The following is a 24,744-nucleotide window of genomic DNA, read 5'->3' as shown; positions in this document are numbered from 1 at the left end:
AAATGAAAGAATTAACAATTAAAGAATTAAAACATTATGAACGCATTTGATCAATATGAAGTATGGTTCGTGACCGGAGCACAGCTCCTGTACGGAGGTGACGCAGTTATCGCAGTAGACGCACACAGTAATGAAATGGTAGCTGGATTGAACGCCAGCGGCAAATTGCCGGTGAAAGTGGTTTATAAAGGTACGGTAAACTCTTCTAAAGAAGTAACTGAAGCTTTCAAAGCTGCTAACAATGATGAGAAATGTATCGGTGTTATCACCTGGATGCACACTTTCTCTCCTGCCAAGATGTGGATTCACGGTTTGCAGGAACTGAAGAAGCCGTTGCTGCACTTCCATACTCAGTTCAACAAAGAAATTCCTTGGGATACCATGGATATGGACTTCATGAACTTGAACCAGTCTGCTCACGGTGACCGTGAATTCGGCCACATCGTAACCCGTATGCGTAAAAACCGTAAGGTAGTGGTAGGCCACTGGCAAGATGAAAAAGCACAGGGCCAGATTGCAACATGGATGCGTGTTTGCGCCGGATGGGCTGATGCACAGGATATGCTGATTATCCGTTTTGGTGACCAGATGAATAACGTTGCTGTTACTGATGGTGACAAGGTATCTGCTGAACAAGTTTTGGGTTACCACGTAGACTACTGTCCGGTAAACGACCTGATGAAGTACTACAATGCAGTGGAAGACAAAGATGTACAGGCAATGGTAGATACTTACTTCAAAGAATACGATCATGCTGCTGAACTGGAAAAAACCGGAACAGAAGCTTATACCAAAGTATGGAATTCTGCAAAAGCAGAAATCGCTCTCCGTCGTATCCTGAAAGATACAGGTGCTAAAGCATTTACTACCAACTTCAACGACCTCGGTGACTTTGATCAGATTCCTGGACTGGCTTCTCAACGTCTGATGGAAGAAGGTTATGGTTTCGGTGCAGAAGGTGACTGGAAAACTGCCGCTTTGTACCGTACCACATGGTTCATGAGCCAAGGTATGCCGAAAGGTTGTTCTTTCCTGGAAGACTACACCTTGCACTTCGACGGTGAAAAGAGCGCTATCCTCCAGGCACACATGCTGGAAGTTTGCCCGCTGATTGCTGAAGCAAAACCGAAACTGGAAGTACATCGCCTGAGCATCGGTATCGATAGCGAAACTGCACGCCTTGTATTCACCAGCAAGCAAGGTGAAGGCGTAGCCGCTACTATCGTTGACCTGGGTAACCGTTTCCGCCTCATCGTGAACAAGGTAGAATGTATCAAGAGCAAACCGCTGCCCAAACTTCCTGTAGCCAGCGCATTGTGGATTCCGATGCCGAACCTCGAAGTAGGTGCTGCTGCATGGATTCTGGCAGGTGGTACTCACCACACCAGCTTCTCTTATGATCTGACTGTAGAATACTGGGAAGATTATGCAGAAATGGCAGGTATCGAAATGGTAGTTATCGATGAAAATACAACTATCAGCGAGTTCAAGAAAGAACTGCGCATGAATGAAGTATATTACATGTTGAACAAAGCGCTTTGTTGATTATGAAACTAGACGCAAAATCAACCATCGAAGCAGGCAAGGCCATTCTTGGCATAGAATTCGGTTCCACCCGAATCAAGGCTGTTTTGATTGACCAGGAAAACAAGCCCATCGCTCAAGGAAGTCACACCTGGGAGAACCAGTTGGTTGACGGACTTTGGACATATAGCGTTGAGGCCATCTGGTATGGACTGCAAGATTGTTACGCCGACCTTCGCTCAAACGTGAAGAAGCTCTATGACATAGAAATAGAAGCTTTGGCAGCAATCGGTGTCAGCGCCATGATGCATGGTTATATGGCATTCAATGATAAAGAAGAGATTCTCGTGCCCTTCCGTACTTGGAGAAACACCAATACAGGTCAGGCTGCGGCTGCTTTATCAGAGCTATTCGTTTATAATATTCCTCTGCGTTGGAGCATTTCTCACTTGTATCAGGCTATTCTGGACAACGAAGAACACGTGAAAGATATTAATTATCTGACAACGCTTGCAGGTTTTATCCATTGGCAGATAACCGGTAAAAAGGTATTAGGCATAGGCGATGCATCAGGTATGCTCCCTATAGACCCGGTTACCAAGAACTACTCCGCTGAAATGGTGACCAAGTTCGACGAGTTAATCGCTCCGAAGGGATATGACTGGAAATTACTGGATATTCTTCCCAAGGCATTGCCGGCTGGCGAGAATGCAGGTTTCCTGACACCGGAAGGTGCTAAGATGCTCGACGTATCCGGTCATTTGAAAGCTGGAATACCGGTTTGCCCGCCCGAGGGAGATGCAGGTACCGGTATGGTTGCAACCAATGCCGTTAAGCAGCGTACAGGAAACGTATCGGCAGGTACATCTTCATTCTCCATGATTGTATTGGAGAAAGATTTGTCAAAGCCCTACGAAATGATCGATATGGTTACTACTCCCGATGGAAGTCCCGTAGCCATGGTACATTGCAACAACTGTACGTCCGACCTCAATGCATGGATCAATCTGTTCAAGGAATACCAGGAACTGCTGGGTATACCTGTAGATATGAACGAAGTATATGGAAAACTCTACAACCATGCCCTGACAGGCAATGCGGATTGTGGCGGTCTCATTTCATTCAATTACATCTCAGGCGAACCTGTAACAGGTTTTGCAGATGGAAGACCGATGTTTGTACGTTCGGCCAATGACAAGTTCAGCCTTGCGAACTTCATGAGAACGCACTTGTATGCTTCTGTCGGTGTCCTCAAGATTGGTAATGACATTCTTTTCAAAGAAGAAAAGGTGAAAGTTGACAGAATCACAGGACACGGAGGTTTGTTCAAGACTAAGAATGTGGGTCAGCGAGTACTTGCAGCAGCATTAAATTCACCGATTTCCGTAATGGAAACTGCCGGTGAAGGTGGTGCCTGGGGTATTGCGTTGCTGGGGTCATTCCTTGTGAACAACGAAAAAAAGCAACCTCTCGATGCTTTCCTGGATGAGCAGGTGTTTGGTGGAGATGCAGGTGTTGAGATAGCGCCTACAGCTGAAGATGTAGCAGGCTTTAACGCATACATCGAAAACTACAAGGCAGCACTGCCCATCGAAGAAGCCGCAGTGAAATTCAAAAAGTAATTCCTACTTCAAGGAATAAACGAATGTAATAGTATAGGGAAAAGCTTCGGCTGCCACGTGGGTGCTGTTGGTACCGGAGCAACTCCCTATACATTCGTTCTACAAGCTCGGACAATTCATTGAATCTGGCAAAGCATCGTTGCCCGTTCAGGCAAAGTACCGTTGCTCGCTCAGGTGAAACACTGTCACTCGCTCAGGTGAAACATCGTCACCCGTTCAGGTGAAACATCGCCACCCGCTTAGGTGAAGCACTTTCGTCAGTAAGCAAATAATCTCTATACCTCAAATATAATATAATATGAAATCGATCCTTATTACTTACCTGTTCCTTTTTTGTTTTCTCCTGACCGGGAAAACTCAAACCCAACAAGAAGTTTCCTATTTCCCTCTGCAAGATGTTAAGCTGTTGGAAAGCCCCTTCCTGCAAGCGCAACAGACTGACTTACATTACATCATGGCCATGGAGCCCGACCGCCTGCTCGCCCCTTTCCTGCGCGAAGCCGGACTGACGCCCAAAGCGCCAAGTTATACCAACTGGGAAAACACCGGACTGGACGGACACATCGGCGGACATTACATTTCCGCACTCTCCATGATGTATGCCGCTACCGGAGACACAGCCATATACCGTCGGCTGAACTATATGCTGAACGAACTACATCGTGCACAGCAAGCCGTAGGCACCGGATTCATCGGAGGAACTCCCGGAAGCCTGCAACTTTGGAAAGAAATTAAAGCTGGGAATATCCGTGCTGGAGGTTTCGACCTCAACGGCAAATGGGTACCCCTATACAATATACACAAGACTTATGCCGCACTGCGCGACGCTTACCTCTATGCCGGAAGCGACCTTGCCCGCGAGATGTTGGTGACCCTCACCGACTGGATGATAGACATCACCGCAGGACTCACCGAGCAACAAATGCAAGACATGCTCCGCAGCGAACACGGAGGACTGAACGAAACTTTCGCTGATGTTGCCGAAATCACAGGTGACAAGAAATACTTGGAACTGGCACGCCGCTTCTCCCATAAAGTAATTCTGGACCCTCTTGTGAAGGATGAAGACCGCCTGACAGGCATGCATGCCAACACACAGATACCGAAGGTTATCGGCTACAAACGTATCGCCGATCTTGCACAAGACCAGAACTGGGATCACGCCGCCCGCTTCTTCTGGAACACAGTGGTAAATCATCGTTCCGTCTGCATTGGTGGCAACAGTGTACGCGAACATTTTCATCCGGCAGACAATTTCACATCCATGCTTAATGATGTGCAAGGTCCGGAGACTTGTAATACTTACAACATGCTTCGCCTGACGAAGATGCTTTACCAGACTTCTCCCGACATTCGTTTTGCCGATTATTACGAACGTGCTTTATATAATCATATCCTTGCCTCACAACAGCCAACAAAGGGTGGATTTGTTTACTTCACCCCTATGCGTCCGGGACACTACCGCGTTTATTCGCAACCGGAAACATCCATGTGGTGTTGCGTCGGTTCCGGATTGGAGAATCACACCAAATACGGAGAGTTTATTTACGCCCATGCAAAGGATACGCTGTATGTAAACCTCTTCATCCCCTCCCGTCTGACCTGGAAAGAGAAAAAGATAACCCTGGTACAGGAAACCCGTTTCCCCGACGAAGAGCAAATCAGATTCCGCGTGGAAAAGAGCAAGAAGAAAGCATTCAGCCTCAAACTCCGTTACCCCTCCTGGGCTAAAGGCGCCAGCGTTTCCGTTAATGGAAAAGTACAAGAAACGAATGCCCAACCGGGAGAGTACCTGACCATTCACCGCAAATGGAAAGCCGGAGATGAAATCACACTGAATATGCCCATGCAGGTTGCCTTGGAGCAAATACCGGATCGGGAAAATTTCTATGCATTCATGTATGGCCCCATCGTACTTGCCAGCCCCACAGGGACAGAGAATATGGACGGGCTTTATGCAGATGACAGCCGTGGCGGGCACATTGCCCATGGCAAACAGATTTCCATGCAAGAAATACCGATGCTGATAGGTTCCGCCGCGTCTCTACCTCAATCACTCCGGAAGATAAACGATGACTTGGTTGCATTTACTTATACCGGTAGTGTCTATCCGGCACAGAAAGAAGCGCTGAAATTGATTCCTTTCTTCCGTCTTCACGATTCTCGTTATGCCGTTTATTTCCATCAGGTAACCGAAGCTGAAGTAGAAAGTATCCGCAAAGAAGTGGCATTGAGCGAGCGTAAAGCAATGGAACTTGCCAACCAGACTGTAGATCTCATTTTCCCCGGCGAACAACAGCCTGAATCAGATCATGGTATTCAGTATGAGCAGGCAGAAACTGGAATCAATAAAGACCGTCATTTCCGGCGTGCCAAAGGTTGGTTCAGTTATAACCTCAAAGTAAAAGAGGAAGCCAGCCAGCTGATGATCACTGTACGGAAAGAGGATTATACCAAGGTAGCCATCCTTCTTAACAATGAAAAACTGACCGTTAGCCCTACGATCAGCAAACCTGATAAAGAGGGTTTTATAACGATCTGTTATTCTTTACCCCAAAAGTTAAGTACAGGTAGCTATCCGATACGCTTCAGTCCGGACGGAACGGAGTGGACACCTGCCATTTATGAGGTCCGCTTACTCAAATAAAATAGCCTTAGTCAGAAATATATCATAAAGCAAAAGAACATGAAGAAGATTGTTTTACTCTCCGCCCTCCTAGCTATTTCAGGTGCTTTAACGGCACAGGAAGTACAAGGGCCGGACGGTGCATTAAAAGTAAATGTGGAGTTAAAGGATGGAAGTCCCGTCTATTCCGTTCATTATAACAATAAAACATTCCTGGAGCCTTCTCCGCTGGGATTGAAAACCAGCATCGGAGATTTCTCCACAGGACTGAAACAGTTGGGGCATCAGGTACGTACGATTGATGAGACTTACACAATGCCGCATGCAAAGGTAAGCCGTGTACACTATCAAGCCAATGAGTTGGTATGCAACTATCTGAATGAAAAGGGGGATACTTTACAAGTTATCTTCCGGGTAAGCAACAATGATATTGCACAAGCCTATCGGATTGCCTCTCCCAAGCATACACACTGCATCATTGAGAAAGAAGCAACCGGATTCGACTTTCCTTCATACACCACAACTTTCATTACTCCCCAGGCTCCTGCGGGAGACGGATGGATGGGTACTAAGCCAAGCTATGAAGAAGAATATACACTGGATGAGGCTATTGGTACGCCTTCACGTTACAAACTGGGCTATACATTCCCGGCTCTCTTTCATGTAGGTAATGACGGATGGGTGTTAGTTTCCGAAACCGGTGTAAGCAGCCATTATGCAGGAACAAAGCTCAGCGAAGGAACTCAAGACGGTTTGTACACCATTGCTTTTCCGGAAAAAGCAGAGAATGGCGGTGTAGGTGATGCAACCATTGCAGCATCCATCCCCTCCCTGACATCTTGGAAAACCATTACCGTAGGTGAGACCCTGAAACCAATTGTTGAGACGACCTCTGCCTACGACAATGTACGCCCGCTCTACGAACCGACACAGGTTTATCAACCCGGTCGCTCTACCTGGAGCTGGATACTCTGGCAAGATGCCAGTTGTAATTATAAGGATCAGCAGACTTTTATTGATCTTGCAGCTACCATGGGATACGAATATATCCTTATTGATGCGTTATGGGACAAACAAATCGGTTATGAGAATATGCCCTCGCTCATTGCCTACGCCCAGTCAAAGGGAGTGGATGTTCTTCTCTGGTACAACTCCAACGGAAGCTGGAATGACGCTCCGCAAGGTCCAAAACATCGTTTAGACAGTGCACCGACCCGCCAGAAAGAAATGGCCTGGATGAAAACCCTGGGTGTAAAAGGCATTAAGGTAGATTTCTTTGGCGGTGATAAACAAGCCACCATGAAACTCTACGAAGACATACTGACCGATGCCAACCAATATGGAATCGCTGTTGTATTCCACGGTTGTACCTTACCGCGTGGCTGGGAACGCATGTATCCGAATCATATGAGCAGTGAAGCAGCATTGGTATCTGAGAATTTGGTATTCGGGCAATATCATGCCGACAAAGAAGCTCAACGAAGTACATTGTACCCCTTCATCCGCAATGCAGTTTCAGCTATGGACTTCGGCGGTGTATTTTTCAACAAACATTTCTCCAAAGATGGAGTCAGCGGTACACTTCGTAAAACGACCGATGCCTTCCAGATTGCTACATCTGTTCTCTACCAGTCAGGTATCCAGCACTTCGGCATCACTCCCAATAACCTGACGGAGCAACCGGAGTTTATTCTCGATTTCATGAAAAAAGTACCTACCGTGTGGGATGAAACGCGCTTCATTGACGGCTATCCCGGCAAATATTGCGCTGTAGCCCGTCGATACGGTAATCAATGGTACATTGCCGCCACCAATGCCACCGAGCAACCCATGAAACTGAATTTGTCTTTACCGTGGCTGACGAATCAGCAAGTTTCCATCATCCATGATAACGAAGCCCGCACTGCCAGTCTTTCGCAAGGCACCGTCAACAAAAAAGGTATCCTTACCATCGAAATGCAACCGATGGGTGGAGCCATGATTTATACTAAATAACATTACGAACATCATATAACTAATAACCATTATGAGAAACAAACTATTATTCAGCAGCGTTCTTTTAGCTGCATCTGTATCGCTGTCCGCACAAAAGAGTGCAACGATCACGCTTCATGCCGACCAAGGCACACAAGTTATCCCCAAAGAAATTTACGGCCAGTTTGCCGAACATCTGGGTACCTGTATCTATGGTGGACTTTGGGTAGGAGAAAATTCGGATATTCCCAATATCAAAGGTTATCGTACCGATGTATTCAATGCATTGAAAGAACTCCAGGTTCCCGTACTTCGTTGGCCGGGTGGCTGTTTTGCCGATGAATATCACTGGATGGACGGTATCGGTCCGAAAGAGAACCGCCCCAAAATGGTAAACAATAACTGGGGAGGTACAATTGAGGACAATAGTTTCGGTACACATGAGTTCCTCAACCTCTGCGAAATGCTGGGTACTGAACCTTATATTAGTGGAAACGTGGGTAGTGGCACTGTAGAAGAACTGGCTAAATGGGTAGAATACATGACTTCCGAAGGAGACTCTCCGATGGCAAGACTTCGTCGTCAGAACGGTCGTGACAAAGCATGGAAAGTGAAATACCTCGGTGTCGGTAACGAAAGCTGGGGCTGCGGCGGAAGCATGCGTCCTGAATATTATGCTGATTTATATCGCCGCTACTCCACTTACTGCCGCAACTACGACGGCAACCATCTGTTTAAGATTGCCAGTGGTGCCAGCGATTACGATTATAACTGGACTAAAGTCCTGATGGATCGCGTAGGCGGACGTATGAACGGACTCTCTCTCCATTATTACACCGTAACCGGCTGGAGCGGAAGTAAAGGAGCAGCCACTAAGTTCGACAAAGACGATTATTACTGGACAATGGGTAAATGCCGTGAGATAGAAGACGTTATCAAAAAGCACTGCGCCATCATGGACGAATACGATCCTAAAAAGCACGTAGCCCTCATGCTCGATGAGTGGGGTACCTGGTGGGATGAAGAACCCGGCACTATCCCAGGACACCTTTACCAGCAAAATACATTGCGTGACGCTTTCGTTGCCTCTCTTAGTTTCGACATCTTCCACAAATACACCGACCGTCTGAAAATGGCAAATATTGCCCAGATAGTAAATGTATTGCAATCCATGATCCTGACAAAAGGTAAAGACATGGTGCTGACTCCCACTTATTATGTATTCAAGATGTACAATGTACACCAGGATGCCACTTACCTCCCACTCGACCTGAACTGCGAAATCATGGATGTACGCGATAATCGCAAAGTGCCTATGGTAAGTGCCACAGCTTCTAAAGACAAGGACGGCAAAATTCACATCTCAATGTCTAATATCGATGCCGACAATGCACAGGAAGTTACTATCAACCTGCCGAACGTAAAGGCAAAGAAAGCCGTTGGTGAAATCTTAACTTCTGCCAACCTGACGGATTACAACTCTTTTGAGAACCCTAATAATATAAAATTAGCTCCGTTCAAAGAGGTAAAAATCAATAAAGGTATACTGAAGATAAAACTACCAGCCAAGTCTATTGTTACTATAGAGTTACAGTAAATCAGTCTGAAAGGCTTATTGTATTTCAAACAAGAAGCAGGTGGAAGTGCCGCAAAAAAAGAGGCTCTTTCTATGTTGCGAATTACGCATAAAGAGTTATCTTTGTCGCTGTTAAAATTAACAAGTGACACTTCAACCTGCTTTATTATAGTATTCAAATCAAATAAATATCAATATGAACGACAACAAACTTATGAACCGTGCAGCGGATAACATCCGTATCCTCGCTGCTTCTATGGTTGAGAAAGCTAATTCCGGTCACCCAGGCGGTGCCATGGGCGGTGCCGATTTTGTGAACGTACTCTTCTCTGAGTTTCTGGTGTATGATCCCGAAAATCCTGCATGGGAAGGTCGTGACCGCTTCTTCCTGGACCCGGGTCACATGTCACCGATGCTCTACTCTCAGTTGGCATTGACAGGCAAATTCACATTGGATGAACTGAAGGAATTCCGCCAATGGGACAGCCCCACTCCGGGACACCCTGAACGCGACATCATGCGTGGTATTGAAAACACTTCCGGTCCGCTCGGTCAAGGTCATACATTCGCAGTGGGTGCAGCTATCGCAGCTAAATTCATGAAAGCCCGTTTCGAAGAAGTGATGCAGCAAACCATCTACGCTTATATTTCGGACGGTGGTGTACAGGAAGAAATTTCTCAAGGTGCAGGTCGTATCGCAGGTGCACTGGGACTGGATAACCTCATCATGTTCTATGATGCCAATGACATCCAGCTTTCTACTGAAACCAAAGACGTAACTATCGAAGATACTGCCAAGAAATATGAAGCTTGGGGCTGGAAGGTTCTCAAGATCAACGGTAATGATCCCGATGCTATCCGTGGCGCTTTGAACGAAGCGAAAGCAGAAAACGAACGTCCTACCCTGATTATCGGTCATACCGTAATGGGTAAAGGTGCACGCAAGGCAGATGGCAGCAGCTACGAAGCTAACTGTGCTACTCACGGTGCTCCTCTGGGTGGTGACGCTTACGTAAATACCATCAAGAACCTGGGTGGTGATCCGACAAATCCATTCGTAATCTTCCCCGAAGTGAAGGAACTGTACGCAAAGCGTGCTACCGAACTGAAGGAAATTATGGCTAAGAAATATGCTGCTAAATCAGAATGGGCAAAGGCTAATCCTGAAAAGGCTGCCAAACTCGACCTGTTCTTCTCTGGTAAATCCCCTGAAGTAAACTGGGCAGCTATCGAGCAAAAAGCAGGTGTTGCTACACGTGCTGCATCAGCTACTGTACTGGGCGCTCTTGCTACTCAGGTAGAAAACATGATCGTTGCTTCCGCCGACCTTTCAAACTCTGATAAGACAGACGGCTTCCTGAAAAAGACGCATGCTTTCAAGAAAGGTGATTTCAGCGGTGCATTCTTCCAGGCTGGTGTTGCCGAACTGACTATGGCTTGCTGCTGTATCGGTATGGCACTGCATGGTGGTGTAATCCCTGCTTGTGGAACATTCTTCGTATTCTCTGACTATATGAAACCTGCCGTACGTATGGCTGCACTGATGGAAGTTCCCGTGAAGTTCATCTGGACACACGATGCATTCCGTGTAGGTGAAGACGGTCCTACTCATGAACCGGTAGAACAGGAAGCTCAGATCCGCCTGATGGAAAAACTGAAAAACCATAAAGGCCACAACTCTATGTTGGTTCTCCGTCCCGCAGATGCAGAAGAAACAACAATTGCATGGAAACTGGCTATGGAGAATACTACTACTCCGACCGGTTTGATCTTCTCTCGTCAGGATATCGCTATGTTACCTGCTGGAAACGACTACTCTCAGGCTGCTAAGGGTGCTTACATCGTAGCAGGTTCTGATGAAAATCCGGATGTAATATTGGTAGCCTCGGGGTCAGAAGTATCTACGCTGGTGGCAGGAACTGAATTATTGCGCAAAGACGGCGTGAAAGTACGTATCGTATCTGCTCCTTCCGAAGGTTTGTTCCGCAGCCAGGCTCCGGGATATCAGGAAGGTGTTATCCCTGCTGACGCAAAAGTCTTCGGTCTGACAGCCGGTCTGCCTGTAAACCTGCAAGGTTTGGTAGGTGCTCACGGTAAAGTTTGGGGATTGGAATCTTTCGGTTTCTCAGCTCCTTACAAAGTACTGGATCAGAAGTTAGGTTTTACTGCTGATAACGTTTATAAGCAAGTAAAAGCAATGTTATAAAAAGCCCTGGTGCATACTGGGCGAATGATTATTCGCCCCTACAGGTTGTAACAGGCTTGTAGGGGCGAAATATTTTTCACCTGATATCCCATTATAGAGCCTCTAAATCAATCATACTACAACAGAAAATGAAAACAATTGGAATTTGTTCCGACCACGCCGGGTTTGAATTGAAACAGTACGTCAAGGGGTGGTTGGAAACTAAAGGATGGGAATACAAAGATTTCGGAACCTATACAACGGAGAGCTGCGACTATGCAGACTTTGCTCATCCTCTGGCATTGGCCGTTGAAGCCGGAGAGTGTTACCCGGGTATTGCTATCTGCGGAAGTGGTGAAGGTATCAGCATGACACTGAACAAACATCAGGGCATCCGTGCTGCGCTTTGCTGGACAGCGGAAATTGCTCATCTGGCACGCCAGCATAACGATGCCAACGTACTCGTCATGCCGGGACGCTTTATCAGCACAGAAGAAGCTGATATGATTATGAGAGAATTCTTCAGCACACAGTTTGAGGGTGGACGCCACCAGAAACGGATTGATAAAATACCGGTGAGATAATCATCCCAACTTAAAAATTACACTTGCAGGTGCGAGAACTGACACTTGCTGTTGTGTAAGGTTACGCTTGCGGATGTGTAAGACAACACTTGCAGTAGTGAAGGCTTACACACCCGCAAGTGTTTTTAGTTTATATACCTTTCAATGGCCTAAGAAGCATAAACACATCAAATTTTACACATTTTATGCCAAAAACTCTTCCCTCTAATAGAGTCACTTTCCGTACTTTTGCCCACATATCTAATAACCATTAAAAGTAAAACTGGAAACGCATGAAAAAAGTACTCGGAATTATTTCCCTGCTTCTCTCGGCCACATTGGCAACTGCCAATTCGATAGATTTCGATAAGGCTTTCAAGGAGAGTACAAAGATTGAAAAGCAAATCAAGAAAACATCTTTCCCCAAACAGACGTATCTCATTACGGACTTCGGCGCCAAGCCCGACACCCCGGATGCTCCCTGTCATGAAGCAATCAACCAGGCTATCGTAACATGTTGCCTGAATGGTGGTGGTACGGTTATAGTTCCCAAAGGTACATTCTACACAGGTCCCATCACACTGAAAAGCAACGTCAACTTTCATGTGGAAGAAGGAGCCGTATTAAAATTTTCAACCGATCAGAGCCTCTACTTTCCCGGAGTTATCACCCGTTGGGAAGGAATAGACTGCTATAATGCCCGCCCGTTGATTTACGCATACGGTGAAACAAATATCGCCATCACCGGTAAAGGGACTATCGACGGACAAGGCTCCAACGAAACCTGGTGGTCTATGTGTGGCGCTCCCCGTTATGGCTGGAAAGAGGGCATGGTGGCACAACGCAACGGAGGACGGGAACGCCTGCTGATGTACGGTGAAACCTCCACTCCTATTTATAAACGTGTAATGACACCTGAAGACGGATTACGTCCGCAACTCATCAACCTGTACTCATGCAATACAGTGCTGATAGAAGATGTAACTTTATTGAATTCCCCTTTCTGGGTTATTCACCCGCTATTCTGCGAAAGTCTCACTGTACGCGGTGTATACGTTTATAATCGCGGTCCCAATGGCGATGGCTGCGACCCCGAATCTTGCAAAAATGTATTGATAGAGAACTGTACCTTCGATACCGGAGATGACTGTATTGCCATCAAGTCCGGACGTAACCAGGACGGGCGTAAATGGGGTGTTCCCAGCGAGAACATCATTGTACGCGGTTGCTATATGAAGAAAGGACATGGAGGTGTAGTCATCGGTAGCGAAATCTCCGGCGGATACCGCAACCTGTATGTAGAAAACTGTAAGATGGATAGCCCAGACCTCGACCGTGTGATCCGCATCAAGACCAGCACCTGCCGTGGCGGACTGATTGAAAATGTATTCGTGCGTAACGTCACCGTAGGACAGTGTCGCGAAGCCGTGCTGCGCATCAACCTCCAATACGAAAACCGTGAGAACTGCAACCGTGGTTTCACTCCTACTGTCCGCAACGTTCACCTGAAAAATGTAACCTGCGAAAAAAGCAAACTTGGTGTCCTTATTATCGGTCTCGACGACGATGATCATGTGTATAATATCAGCGTTGAAGACTCCCACTTTAATAATGTTGCCAAAGATGGAAATGACATAAAAGGAGCTAAAGACGTTACGTTCAAAAATCTCTATATAAATGGAAAACTTGTAAAGTAGCAAAACCACATTTTATATCATATAAACCCGAAGTTGTGACATTCTGACAGAATTTCATTCAACTTCGGGCTTCTTATTTCCCCATTTTTCTTATTTTTCACAGAATACTTGTTCGTTGTCTCTAAATAAAAACTATCTTTGTATTCCAATAATCCGGAACTCAATACGATATGGAGCAACTGAAAACTATCAAAGAGCTTATCAATCAAGGAGATGTAGCAGAAGCTATCCGGCAGCTCGATGAATATCTGATCACCGACTCTACCGACCGGGATGAAGCTTTCTATCTCCTGGGAAATGCCTACCGTAAACAAGGTAACTGGCAACTGGCTTTGAACAACTACCAGTATGCTATCGACCTCAATCCCGACAGCCCTGCCCGTGAAGCCTATCGTATGGCAATGGATATCCTGAATTTCTTCAATAAGGATATGTACAATCAATAACATATAAAAGTAACGTAAATTATGGCAAAGATTAAAGGAGCAATCGTAGTGGACACCGAACGGTGTAAAGGCTGCAATCTATGCGTGGTAGCCTGTCCTCTGCATGTAATAGCCCTCACCAAAGAGGTGAACGTAAAAGGGTATAACTATGCCCACCAAATATTGGAAGATACCTGCAACGGCTGTGCGTCGTGCGCCCAGGTTTGCCCGGACGGATGTATCTCTGTTTTTAAAGTAAAAGTTGAATAAATCTGTAAATCAGTAGAATATGGCAGAAGAAGTTGTATTAATGAAAGGAAACGAAGCCATCGCCCACGCCGCTATCCGTTGCGGTGCTGATGGATACTTCGGTTATCCTATTACTCCGCAATCGGAAGTATTGGAAACTCTTGCCGAACTGAAACCCTGGGAAACTACCGGCATGGTAGTGCTGCAGGCAGAAAGTGAAGTGGCAGCTATTAATATGGTGTACGGCGGTGCCGGAAGTGGAAAGATGGTATTAACCTCATCGTCCAGCCCCGGTGTCAGCCTGAAACAGGAAGGTATCTCCTACCTGGCAGGTGCCGAATTACCCTGTTTGATTGTAAACGTAATGCGCGGCGGCCCCGGATTGGGAACCATCCAACCCAGTCAGGCAGACTACTTCCAGACTGTTAAGGGTGGAGGTCACGGTGACTACCGTCTGATTACTTTGGCTCCCGCTTCCGTACAGGAAATGGCTGATTTCGTTGGATTGGCCTTTGATCTTGCCTTCAAATATCGCAACCCGGCTATCATTCTTGCCGACGGTGTTATCGGTCAGATGATGGAAAAGGTTGTATTGCCTCCGCAAAAACCTCGCCGTACAGATGCAGAAGTTATTGAGCAATGCCCGTGGGCTACTACCGGTAGAGTAAACGGACGTAAGCCCAATATTATTACTTCTCTGGAATTGAAACCGGAAGAGATGGAAAAGAATAACATCCGCTTCCAGGCTAAATACAAACTGATTGAAGAAAACGAAGTACGTTTCGAAGAAATCAATTGTGAAGATGCCGATTACCTGATTATCGCCTTCGGTTCTATGGCCCGTATCGGACAAAAAGCAATGGAACTTGCACGCGAAGAAGGTATCAAAGTCGGTATATTGCGCCCCATTACCCTTTGGCCCTTCCCCACAAAAGCCATTGCAGCCTATGCTGAAAAAGTGAAAGGCATGCTGGTTACCGAATTGAATGCGGGACAGATGGTTGAAGATGTACGCCTCGCTGTAAATGGTAAAGTAAAAGTAGAACACTTCGGACGTCTCGGCGGTATCGTACCCGATCCGGAAGAGATTGTAAGTGCACTGAAAGAAAAATTAATCGAGAAATGAACCCTGATAAGATAAGAAGCGTATTGAATATACTCTTTATGATACTTGCCTTGGCAGCTATCATCGTATATTTCGTTGCAAAGGATGACTTCAAACTGTTCATCTACGTTTGTGGCGCAGCAATATTCGTTAAGCTGATGGAGTTTTTTATACGGTTCACCAACAGGTGACAAGGGAACAAGTTAACAAGATACAAGGGCCTCGTAAACTGAAGCCTTGTCAACTTAAAAAACAAAAGTTATGATAAAAGAAGATATTATCAAGCCTGAGAATCTGGTTTACAAGAAACCGACTCTGATGAACGATAATCCCATGCACTACTGTCCGGGATGCAGCCACGGTGTGGTACACAAGCTGATAGCCGAAGTAATCGAAGAAATGGGCATGGAAGACAAAGCAGTAGGTATCTCCCCCGTGGGATGTGCCGTGTTCATCTATAACTATCTGGATATTGACTGGCAGGAAGCTGCACACGGACGTGCACCCGCTCTTGCCACTGCTATCAAACGCCTGTGGCCGGACAGACTGGTATTCACTTACCAGGGAGATGGTGACTTGGCATGTATCGGTACGGCAGAAACAATCCATGCACTGAACCGTGGTGAGAACATTACTATCATCTTCATCAACAACGCCATTTATGGTATGACGGGTGGACAGATGGCTCCTACTACCCTGGTCGGCATGAAGACTTCTACCAGCCCTTACGGACGTGATGTTCATTTGCATGGTTATCCACTGAAAATGGCAGATATTGCAGCACAACTGGAAGGAACCGCTTACGTTACCCGCCAGAGTGTACAAACAGTGGGTGCTATCCGCAAAGCAAAGAAAGCCATCCGCAAAGCATTCGAGAACTCCATGGCAGGCAAAGGCTCCAATTTGGTAGAAATCGTTTCTACTTGTAACTCCGGTTGGAAACAGACACCTGCGCAATCTAACAAATGGATGGAAGAGCACATGTTCCCGTTCTATCCGCTGGGTGACTTGAAAGACAGATAAATCAGTTAACAAGGAAACGAGGGAACAAGTTAACAAGGAGGAGATACTTCCTCGTCAACTTGTCAACTGCAACCTCGTCAACTAAAAGAAAAGAACAATGAAAGAAGAAATCATTATAGCAGGCTTCGGTGGACAAGGCGTATTGTCTATGGGAAAGATTTTGGCATACTCGGGACTGATGGAAGATAAGGAAGTGAGCTGGATGCCCGCTTATGGACCGGAACAACGTGGTGGTACAGCCAACGTTACGGTGATTGTAAGCGATGAGAAAATCTCCTCTCCTATTCTGAGCAAATATGACGCTGCCATCATTCTGAACCAGCCCTCACTGGAGAAATTCGAAAGTAAGGTAAAGACGGGCGGTATCCTGATTTACGATGGATATGGTATCATCAACCCGCCGACGCGTAAGGATATCAAAGTGTATCGCATCGACGCAATGGATGCAGCCAATGAAATGAATAATGCCAAAGCATTCAACATGATCGTGCTGGGTGGATTGCTGAAACTGAAACCGATGGTTACGCTGGATAGTGTACTCAGAGGCTTGAAGAAGACTTTGCCCGAACGTCATCATCACTTGATACCGATGAATGAAGAAGCGATTAAAAAAGGAATGGAATTGATTAAAGAGGTATAATTCCATTAGCCCTTACAATAAAAGTCAGCCCTTGCAATCATTTTTTGCAAGGGCTTATTTTATACAATCAAAGGCATAAGACTCCTTACAATTAGATTCGCTTATAAGACGGTATGTTTGTAAAAATAGGCAAAAAAGGCTGAATTCCGCAAGCGAATAATTTTTTATTGTATCTTTGCGCCTAATTATGAGACGAATTCTACTAACATACATACTTCTATTCGTATTGGGATCGCTGGCAGTACAGGCACAGCAGCCATTCAATACGCTGGACAACCGTGACCGCTATGGAAACCAGGTCGACCCGTCAACGCAGCCCGACAGTCTGGATACCGGCACTGATGTTCAAAGCATTCCGCCTAAGCTTTATATGTGGCAATTAAGCGAAACTTTAGGAAACCGGACCATTGTTCCTGCAGATACGCTTGCTCTGAATTTCCAAAATACGAATCTGGTAGGTGGTATGACTGGAGAATATAACTTCCTGGGTAATCTGGGTTCACCTCGTCTCTCCCGTATTTTCTTTAATCGCCAAGACGACGAACCGACCCTCTTCATGGCACCATACTCCAGTTTCTTTGTTCGTCCCGACCAGGTATTTTTCACTAATAGTAATGTACCTTATACCAATCTGACTTACTATAAAGCCGGTAATAAGGTCAATGGTGAAGAACGGTTTAAGTCTTATTTCTCTGTCAATGTAAACAAACGGTTAGCATTCGGCTTTAATTTTGATTATCTATATGGACGTGGTTATTATGCCAATCAGTCCACTTCACATTTCAATGCCGGCTTATTCGGAAGTTACATCGGTGAACGCTATCAGATACAGGCAGTTTATAACAACTTCTTCATGAAAATGAATGAAAACGGTGGTATAGCGAATGACGGTTACATCACCCGGCCTGATACAATGGCAGAAGGTAAGAAAGAGTATAGTTCCACCACCATTCCTGTGAAAATGGAACAGACCTCAAACCGCAATAAAGATTTCTATATCTACCTTACACAACGCTACCGATTAGGTTTCAAACGAAGAGTATTGAAAGAAGAAGCCCAGAATAGCAGTGTCCAACAGCGTTTTTCCCCTACAGCACCAACTGCACCTATTGCTTCCAGTATTGCACCTGCCGACAGCTTAGCTACTGGCAGTTTAGCTACCGACAGCCTCTCGGCTAATAATCTCGCAATGGGAGATAATCTCAGCTTGGACAGCCTCAATAACAACCACGCTCTTCCGGAAGATACTAACTTTGTCGAAGAATTTGTTCCGGTCACAAGTTTCATTCATACCTTCAAGATAGAACGGGCGCGTCACAGTTACCAATCTGTATCGACACCAGACGAAAATGCTTACTACAACAAACAAGGAGTCAGTCGTGACTCTACCACAGCATTTAGCGTAAAGAATGTCTTTGGCATAGCCTTGCTGGAAGGTTTCAATCGATATGCTAAAGCCGGACTTACCGGCTATATATCCCATAAATTCAGTCGCTACGACCTGATGAATGCAGACTCTATGACAGTAGACCGTTTCACCGAACAAGAAATTTATGTGGGCGGTGAATTGGCTAAACGACAAGGTAAAACTCTACACTACTCTATAGACGGCGAAGTTGGTATTATGGACAAAGCAATGGGACAATTCCGCGTAAATGGAAATATGGATTTGAATTTCCGTCTTTGGAAAGATACGGTAAACCTGATAGTACGAGGTTTCGTAAAAAACACATTGCCCTCTTTCTATATGCGCCATTATCACTCCAACCTGCACGTTTGGGATAATGACAACATGGAGAAAGAATTCCGTACCCGCGTAGAGGGTGAACTAAACATTGACCGTTGGGGAACCAATCTTCGTGCCGGAGTAGAAAATGTGAAGAATTACACCTATCTCAACCAAAAGGCCGTACCTGAACAGAATAGCGGTAACATACAAATACTTTCGGCCACGCTGAAACAAAATTTCCGTGCAGGTATTTTCCATTTAGATAATGAAGTAACCTGGCAGAAGTCAAGTAATGAAACGGTTCTGCCTCTGCCACAATTTTCAGTATATTCTAATTTGTACCTCCTGACCAAGTTAGCTAAAAAGGTACTTACCGTGCAGTTGGGTGCTGATGTGCGATACTTTACCAAATACAATGCACCGGCTTACACGCCATCCATTCAGCAGTTCCATTTGCAACCGGAAAATGACCAGGTAGAAATCGGCGGCTATCCGATAGTGAATGTCTATGCCAACCTGCATCTGAAGCGTACACGCCTCTTCGCTATGTATTCTCACGTAAATCAGGGTATGGGTACACGTAATTCTTTCCTTGTACCACATTACCCCATTAATCCGAGTCTCCTCAGAATTGGTGTTTCGTGGAACTTCTACGATTAAAACTCTTTCCTTATGAAAATATCGAAAGCTAATATTCTGAAATATGTAGCAATGGGGATCATAGCTGCTTGTATTACTACTTTCTTTTTAAAGAAAGAGAAGAAGCATGGACACCCTCGTGATTATGCAGAAATAGCTGCTGAGAAAACTATCCGCGCTGCTACGGAGTATAATTCCATCAGCTTTTACGTAGATGGAGATACCTTATCCGGTTTTCACTATGAATTAATAGAAGCTTTTGCACGTGATCATGGCTGGAAAGCTGCTATCACTCCGGAAATGAGTTTCGATAAACGGCTCGAAGGACTGGCAGATGGAGAGTTTGATGTCATTGCTTACGGCATTCTGGCTACCAGTGAATTGAAAGATTCCTTATTACTCACGACTCCGATTGTGCTGAACAAACAAATTCTCGTACAAAGAAAAGCTACTTCCCCCACTGACTCCATATTCGTTAAAAATCAATTGGACTTGGCTGGAAAAACTTTGCACGTAGTGAAAGGATCACCATCCATCTTGCGTATCCATAATCTGGGAAACGAGATTGGAGATACCATATATATTAAGGAAATAGACAAATACGGTTCGGAGCAATTGATAGCTCTTGTAGCCCATGGTGACATTGACTATGCCGTATGTGATGAAAGCATTGCCCGTATCGTTTCAGATAGTTTTCCACAAATAGATATCAATACCGATATCAGTTTCACACAATTCTATTCCTGGGGAGTCAGCAAACAGTCGCCTGTTTTATTAGACAGTCTTAATTCATGGCTGCAAAGCTTCTGCAACAGCAAGGAATTTCAATCGATCTACCATAAATATTACCAGCCTTCCAACAGATAATAACTCTTTTATCGTATACTTCTTTATAGTTCACCAAAACTCCACATGGTAACTCCATTTACAGGCTGAGGTAAAGATCGTTACATACCGATGTAAAGGCCGTTACATGCCAAGGTAAAAGCCGTTACAATAGGCGGTAAAGGTCGTTACATCCTACGGTAAATGCTTTTACATTATGGGGTAAATTACATGTAAATGCTATTTATTGATAATCAACAAATTATATCATCGCTACAAGCTCTCCACTTCCCTCAACCACATTTCTGATGAAGCATCACTCGGCATACGCCAGTCACCACGTGGACTGATAGAAATACTACCTACCTTAGGTCCGTCCGGCAAACAAGAGCGTTTGAATTGCTGATTGAAGAAACGGCGGAAGAATACTTGCAACCACTTCTTAATGGTCTCTTCATCATACATATCCTTAAACGTACGCGCTGCAAGGAAAAATATCTTGGAAGGACGGAAGCCACAACGCAGGAAATAGTACAAGAAGAAATCATGCAATTCATACGGGCCAACCAAGTCTTCCGTAATTTGTTTGATATTCCCGTTTTCATCTGCCGGAATAAGTTCCGGACTTATCGGAGTATCGACAATATCCAGCAGTGTTGCACGAGAAGCTGCATCCATATCATTCTCAGCCACCCACTTCACCAAATGTTTGACCAATGTCTTAGGAACACTTCCATTCACACCATACATGGACATATGGTCGCCATTATAAGTTGCCCATCCCAGCGCTAATTCTGAAAGATCACCCGTACCTATCACCATTCCCCAAGTCTGGTTGGCAATATCCATTAATATCTGTGTGCGCTCGCGAGCCTGTGCATTTTCATAGACCACATCGTGTACATTGATGTCGTGATCTATATCTTTGAAATGCTGAATACAAGCTTCTTTGATGCTAACCTCACGCACGGTAATCCCCAAAGAGTTCATTAAATCCACCGCATTCGTATGCGTACGGTCAGTGGTGCCAAAACCCGGCATTGTCACACCGATAATGTCTTTGCGGGACCATCCCAATTTATCAAAGGTCTTTACACATACCAGCAGTGCCAAGGTAGAATCCAATCCACCGGAAATACCAACCACCGCACTTTTAGCGCGCGTATGCACCAGACGTTGTGCCAGACCGGAAACCTGTATCGAAAATATTTCTTCACAACGCTCATTCAATGCAGTTCCTTGCGGTACAAACGGATGCGGATCAAAACGTCGTGTCAGGTTCAGTTCTTTACTATTCACATATTCCGTAGAAACACGTACTGCTTCTTCCGGTGCACAATGTGCCCGACAGGCAACAAATGTTGTGTTTACACGCCTTTCTATACGCAAATGTTCCACATCAATCTCACCAATGACAACTTGCTCCTCAAAAGAGAAGCGTTTACTATGTTCTATTAAACTGCCATTCTCATAAATCAAACCGTTTCCGGCAAACACTACGTCAGTAGTAGATTCTCCGAAGCCACACGAACAGAATACATAACCGGCAATACAACGCGCCGATTGCTGACTAATCAGAGAGCGCAAATAATTATGCTTTCCAATTCCTTCATTATCAGCAGAAAGATTAAACAGGATCTCCGCACCTTGCAATGCAAGTGAGGAACTGGGCGGAATAGGTGCCCACAGATCTTCACAGATTTCAATGCCGAATGTCGTATCTGCCATCTCAAACAGTAAATTGGCTCCCATGGGAACCAGCTGCCCGCAAAGGCGTACACTGGTCTCACTAACATCAACAGCAGATGTAAACCAGCGTTTCTCGTAAAATTCCTTGTAATTAGGAAGATAAGTCTTAGGTACCACACCCAGCACTTTTCCTTTCTGAATTACGACGGCTGCATTCAGCAATACACCATTCATCGCTATCGGCATACCCAGTATAGCTATTATGTCCAGTTGTCGTGTATTACTTATAATATGTATCAGCCCCATTTCTGCTTCTTCAAGCAACAGTTGCTGCGCAAACAAATCGCCGCATGTATATCCTGTGACACACAGTTCCGGAAAGGCTATGATTTGCACACCTTTTCCTTCAGCTATGATTATCTCCTTTTCTATTTCTCCGGCATTGAACTTACAGTCCGCCACCTTTACACGGGGCACAGCCGCCGCTACCTTTACATATCCGTAATTCATAAGGATGTCATTTATAAAATTTGACGGCAAAAATACAGTTATTTATCCACAAACACAAAATAATCATTTCTTTCACTTCGTATATCCCGGATTATTTGTACTTTTAGCCACATTTTAAAGCACGTTATACAAAACTCATGAGGCTCCATAGTACACTCCATAAATGGCTACTTTCACTAATATTATTAGTCGGATGTCTTTCTGTTTCTGCTAAAGAAAAAGAATACGTGTTATTTCTTAGCTCCGTCAATGCCGAAGAAGCTTGGATACATGGTTTTCTGAATGAAATCCAAAAACGTTTTCCCTATAATAAAAACATAGAACTACGCAATTATTTTCTCACGGTCCCGGTATTAAAAAGTGAAGAAGAGGTCAGACAAGCTCAAGCTAATATATTACAGACATATCCTACTCCACCAAAAGCGGTCATAATTGTTGGCGACCCGGGATGGTTGGTCAGCGCACCTATTTTCGATGGTCCCTGGAAAGACATTCCTGTTATTCTTTGTTATTCCCGCAAAAGGATTCCAGCCGACCTGCAAACATTATTAAGTAAGATTCCTCTCACAGAAGAAAACAGTATTCCCATTGAGGAATTCAATAAAAACTACAATATCACTGTACTGGAACAGCCATATTACATCAAGCAAACCCTTGAACTCATCCGGCAACTTCAACCGGAAGTCAAACGAATCGCTTTCATTTCCGATGATCGCTATATCAGCGTTGTTACTCGTCAGGCAATAAAAGAGGTGATGCAAAAAGATTTTCCCAATCTGCAACTGGAGCTTTTATCCTCTGAACAAATAAGCACTGAAGAATTACTGGACACACTTACCAGCTACAAAAAAACGACCGGGGTCATCTATTATGCCTGGCTCCGACAATATGGAAGTAATAAGAATTATTATCTATCGGACCACCTTAAAAAAATACTTCCCAGTTTCCTGGAAGTTCCGGTATTCACATTAGCCGATTTAAACCTTCAAGAAAACTTATATGTAGGCGGGCATTATATCTCCATCCATGATTTCACGAACACAGTAATGTCTTTAATCGGTCGTATTTTATCAGGCGAAGCCGCCTCTTCCATTTCTTATCAAAATGGTGGAATTCCACAAACTTATCTCAATTTCGCCGATCTGAAGTGGTGTAAAATTCCCGAAAACTTATATCCGAAAGATGCGGTTTATTTCTTTCAGCCTCCTACTTTCTATCAACAATATAAAACTCATATCTGGATGACAGGCTTATTCATAGCCCTACTCATCGCTCTGTATATTTTCTACTATATCCATTCCCAAAGACATAAAAAGGAACTCATTCAAGCTAAGGAACGTGCCGAAGAATCCGACCGGTTAAAGTCTGCTTTTCTTGCCAACATGAGCCATGAGATACGTACTCCGCTCAATGCAATTGTTGGTTTTTCCAGTATTCTTGCTGAGACAACAGACACACCGGAAAATCATGAATACATCAGAATTATAGAAGATAACAATTACCTGTTATTACAACTCATAAACGACATCCTTGATTTGTCAAGAATAGAAGCCGGTTTACTGGACTTCTGCTACACCGATGTAGACGTAAACAGCTGTATCCGTAAACTTGAGGATGCCTTCCATTTCAGGATGCCGGCAAACGTGAAATGTGTAACAGAATTCGGTATGAAGAAATGCTATATCCATACTGAAAAGAACCGTCTGATGCAAGTACTTGGAAATTACTTCTCCAATGCTATCAAATACACCAATCACGGAAGCATTACCATTGGTTATTATCCTCCCAAAAACGAAAAAATCCGTTTCTATGTACGGGATACAGGTTGTGGTATTTCCTCCGATAAACAACAAACCATTTTTCAGCGTTTTGTAAAGCTGGACAACTTCAAGCAAGGCACAGGACTCGGCTTGTCTATCTGCCAGATGATAGCAGAAAAGATGAATGCCACTGTCGGAATACATTCTGAAGTGAATAAAGGTTCCGAGTTCTGGATAGAGCTCCCTTACCAACCCGTTAATTAAAAATAGAACTACTATTAACAACAAGACAACAAAAAAGATTAGAAATCTTTTGGAAAATTCAAAGAAGTCTTTATCTTTGCAAGCGAAATAAAAATGTAATTATTACAAGTTTGAATTAA

Annotated in this window: 17 protein-coding genes; 16 read left to right on the top strand and 1 reads right to left on the bottom strand. The window is 44.7% G+C overall.

What is annotated here, in order from left to right:
* Positions 1 to 36 precede the first annotated feature (36 nt).
* From araA to DWW10_RS11205, 15 genes are all read left to right on the top strand, one after another.
* Positions 37 to 1,545 carry an L-arabinose isomerase gene (gene araA / locus DWW10_RS11280; protein WP_022392536.1) on the top strand — a complete coding sequence of 503 codons (1,509 nt, stop codon included), beginning with the start codon at positions 37 to 39 and terminating at the stop codon, positions 1,543 to 1,545.
* 2 nt (positions 1,546 to 1,547) lie between these two features.
* Positions 1,548 to 3,146, top strand: coding sequence for a xylulokinase (locus DWW10_RS11275; RefSeq protein WP_022392537.1), 1,599 nt, complete (start codon positions 1,548 to 1,550; stop codon positions 3,144 to 3,146).
* Positions 3,147 to 3,444: 298 nt separating this feature from the next.
* Positions 3,445 to 5,793, top strand: coding sequence for a beta-L-arabinofuranosidase (locus tag DWW10_RS11270; protein WP_022392538.1), 2,349 nt, complete (start codon positions 3,445 to 3,447; stop codon positions 5,791 to 5,793).
* A 39-nt stretch (positions 5,794 to 5,832) separates the two neighbouring features.
* A complete protein-coding gene (locus DWW10_RS11265) occupies positions 5,833 to 7,767 on the top strand; it encodes a glycoside hydrolase family 97 protein (protein WP_022392539.1) in 1,935 nt (644 codons plus the stop codon).
* Between the two features lie 31 nt (positions 7,768 to 7,798).
* Entirely contained in the window at positions 7,799 to 9,343 is a 1,545-nt protein-coding gene (locus tag DWW10_RS11260) for an alpha-N-arabinofuranosidase (protein WP_022392540.1), read from the top strand.
* 175 nt (positions 9,344 to 9,518) lie between these two features.
* The gene (locus tag DWW10_RS11255) at positions 9,519 to 11,528 is read left to right on the top strand and encodes a transketolase family protein (RefSeq protein WP_022392542.1); all 2,010 of its coding nucleotides are present in this window, start codon (positions 9,519 to 9,521) and stop codon (positions 11,526 to 11,528) included.
* Between the two features lie 128 nt (positions 11,529 to 11,656).
* The gene (gene rpiB, locus DWW10_RS11250) at positions 11,657 to 12,091 is read left to right on the top strand and encodes a ribose 5-phosphate isomerase B (RefSeq protein WP_007217730.1); all 435 of its coding nucleotides are present in this window, start codon (positions 11,657 to 11,659) and stop codon (positions 12,089 to 12,091) included.
* Positions 12,092 to 12,363: 272 nt separating this feature from the next.
* Positions 12,364 to 13,767, top strand: coding sequence for a glycoside hydrolase family 28 protein (locus DWW10_RS11245; protein ID WP_022392543.1), 1,404 nt, complete (start codon positions 12,364 to 12,366; stop codon positions 13,765 to 13,767).
* Positions 13,768 to 13,937: 170 nt separating this feature from the next.
* On the top strand, positions 13,938 to 14,213 hold the full coding sequence (locus DWW10_RS11240; protein WP_007214998.1) for a tetratricopeptide repeat protein: 276 nt from the start codon (positions 13,938 to 13,940) through the stop codon (positions 14,211 to 14,213).
* A gap of 21 nt (positions 14,214 to 14,234) precedes the next feature.
* Positions 14,235 to 14,462, top strand: coding sequence for an indolepyruvate ferredoxin oxidoreductase subunit alpha (locus tag DWW10_RS11235; RefSeq protein ID WP_007217729.1), 228 nt, complete (start codon positions 14,235 to 14,237; stop codon positions 14,460 to 14,462).
* A 19-nt stretch (positions 14,463 to 14,481) separates the two neighbouring features.
* A complete protein-coding gene (locus tag DWW10_RS11230; RefSeq protein WP_022392544.1) occupies positions 14,482 to 15,567 on the top strand; it encodes a 3-methyl-2-oxobutanoate dehydrogenase subunit VorB in 1,086 nt (361 codons plus the stop codon).
* Positions 15,568 to 15,807: 240 nt separating this feature from the next.
* A complete protein-coding gene (locus DWW10_RS11220; RefSeq protein WP_022392545.1) occupies positions 15,808 to 16,569 on the top strand; it encodes a thiamine pyrophosphate-dependent enzyme in 762 nt (253 codons plus the stop codon).
* A 97-nt stretch (positions 16,570 to 16,666) separates the two neighbouring features.
* A complete protein-coding gene (locus DWW10_RS11215; protein WP_007215003.1) occupies positions 16,667 to 17,209 on the top strand; it encodes a 2-oxoacid:acceptor oxidoreductase family protein in 543 nt (180 codons plus the stop codon).
* Between the two features lie 187 nt (positions 17,210 to 17,396).
* Positions 17,397 to 19,598 carry a putative porin gene (locus DWW10_RS11210; RefSeq protein WP_022392546.1) on the top strand — a complete coding sequence of 734 codons (2,202 nt, stop codon included), beginning with the start codon at positions 17,397 to 17,399 and terminating at the stop codon, positions 19,596 to 19,598.
* A gap of 12 nt (positions 19,599 to 19,610) precedes the next feature.
* Positions 19,611 to 20,444, top strand: a complete 834-nt coding sequence (locus DWW10_RS11205) for a transporter substrate-binding domain-containing protein (RefSeq protein WP_022392547.1) — start codon at positions 19,611 to 19,613, stop codon at positions 20,442 to 20,444.
* 231 nt (positions 20,445 to 20,675) lie between these two features.
* On the opposite strand, the gene DWW10_RS11200 is transcribed toward DWW10_RS11205, so the two are convergent.
* The gene (locus DWW10_RS11200) at positions 20,676 to 22,601 is read right to left on the bottom strand and encodes an NAD(+) synthase (protein WP_022392548.1); all 1,926 of its coding nucleotides are present in this window, start codon (positions 22,599 to 22,601) and stop codon (positions 20,676 to 20,678) included.
* A 227-nt stretch (positions 22,602 to 22,828) separates the two neighbouring features.
* On the opposite strand from DWW10_RS11200, the gene DWW10_RS11195 reads away from it, so the two are divergent.
* A complete protein-coding gene (locus DWW10_RS11195) occupies positions 22,829 to 24,625 on the top strand; it encodes a sensor histidine kinase (protein WP_022392549.1) in 1,797 nt (598 codons plus the stop codon).
* Positions 24,626 to 24,744: the final 119 nt, after the last annotated feature.

The sequence above is a fragment of the Bacteroides intestinalis genome (assembly GCF_003464595.1).
In the GTDB taxonomy this organism is placed as follows: domain Bacteria; phylum Bacteroidota; class Bacteroidia; order Bacteroidales; family Bacteroidaceae; genus Bacteroides; species Bacteroides intestinalis_A.
Note: the sequence above shows the minus strand (reverse complement) of the source record. Positions and strands in the feature narration are given on the sequence as shown.

Excerpts from the sequence above, each read along its gene's own strand:
- DWW10_RS11205 (WP_022392547.1), top strand. The coding sequence starts at position 19,611 with ATGAAAATATCGAAAGCTAATATTCTGAAATATGTAGCAATGGGGATC.
- DWW10_RS11220 (WP_022392545.1), top strand. The coding sequence starts at position 15,808 with ATGATAAAAGAAGATATTATCAAGCCTGAGAATCTGGTTTACAAGAAA.
- DWW10_RS11260 (WP_022392540.1), top strand. The coding sequence starts at position 7,799 with ATGAGAAACAAACTATTATTCAGCAGCGTTCTTTTAGCTGCATCTGTA.
- DWW10_RS11245 (WP_022392543.1), top strand. The coding sequence starts at position 12,364 with ATGAAAAAAGTACTCGGAATTATTTCCCTGCTTCTCTCGGCCACATTG.
- araA (WP_022392536.1), top strand. The coding sequence starts at position 37 with ATGAACGCATTTGATCAATATGAAGTATGGTTCGTGACCGGAGCACAG.
- DWW10_RS11230 (WP_022392544.1), top strand. The coding sequence starts at position 14,482 with ATGGCAGAAGAAGTTGTATTAATGAAAGGAAACGAAGCCATCGCCCAC.
- DWW10_RS11265 (WP_022392539.1), top strand. The coding sequence starts at position 5,833 with ATGAAGAAGATTGTTTTACTCTCCGCCCTCCTAGCTATTTCAGGTGCT.
- DWW10_RS11215 (WP_007215003.1), top strand. The coding sequence starts at position 16,667 with ATGAAAGAAGAAATCATTATAGCAGGCTTCGGTGGACAAGGCGTATTG.
- DWW10_RS11235 (WP_007217729.1), top strand. The coding sequence starts at position 14,235 with ATGGCAAAGATTAAAGGAGCAATCGTAGTGGACACCGAACGGTGTAAA.
- DWW10_RS11240 (WP_007214998.1), top strand. The coding sequence starts at position 13,938 with ATGGAGCAACTGAAAACTATCAAAGAGCTTATCAATCAAGGAGATGTA.
- DWW10_RS11275 (WP_022392537.1), top strand. The coding sequence starts at position 1,548 with ATGAAACTAGACGCAAAATCAACCATCGAAGCAGGCAAGGCCATTCTT.
- DWW10_RS11200 (WP_022392548.1), bottom strand. The coding sequence starts at position 22,601 with ATGAATTACGGATATGTAAAGGTAGCGGCGGCTGTGCCCCGTGTAAAG.
- rpiB (WP_007217730.1), top strand. The coding sequence starts at position 11,657 with ATGAAAACAATTGGAATTTGTTCCGACCACGCCGGGTTTGAATTGAAA.
- DWW10_RS11255 (WP_022392542.1), top strand. The coding sequence starts at position 9,519 with ATGAACGACAACAAACTTATGAACCGTGCAGCGGATAACATCCGTATC.
- DWW10_RS11270 (WP_022392538.1), top strand. The coding sequence starts at position 3,445 with ATGAAATCGATCCTTATTACTTACCTGTTCCTTTTTTGTTTTCTCCTG.
- DWW10_RS11210 (WP_022392546.1), top strand. The coding sequence starts at position 17,397 with ATGAGACGAATTCTACTAACATACATACTTCTATTCGTATTGGGATCG.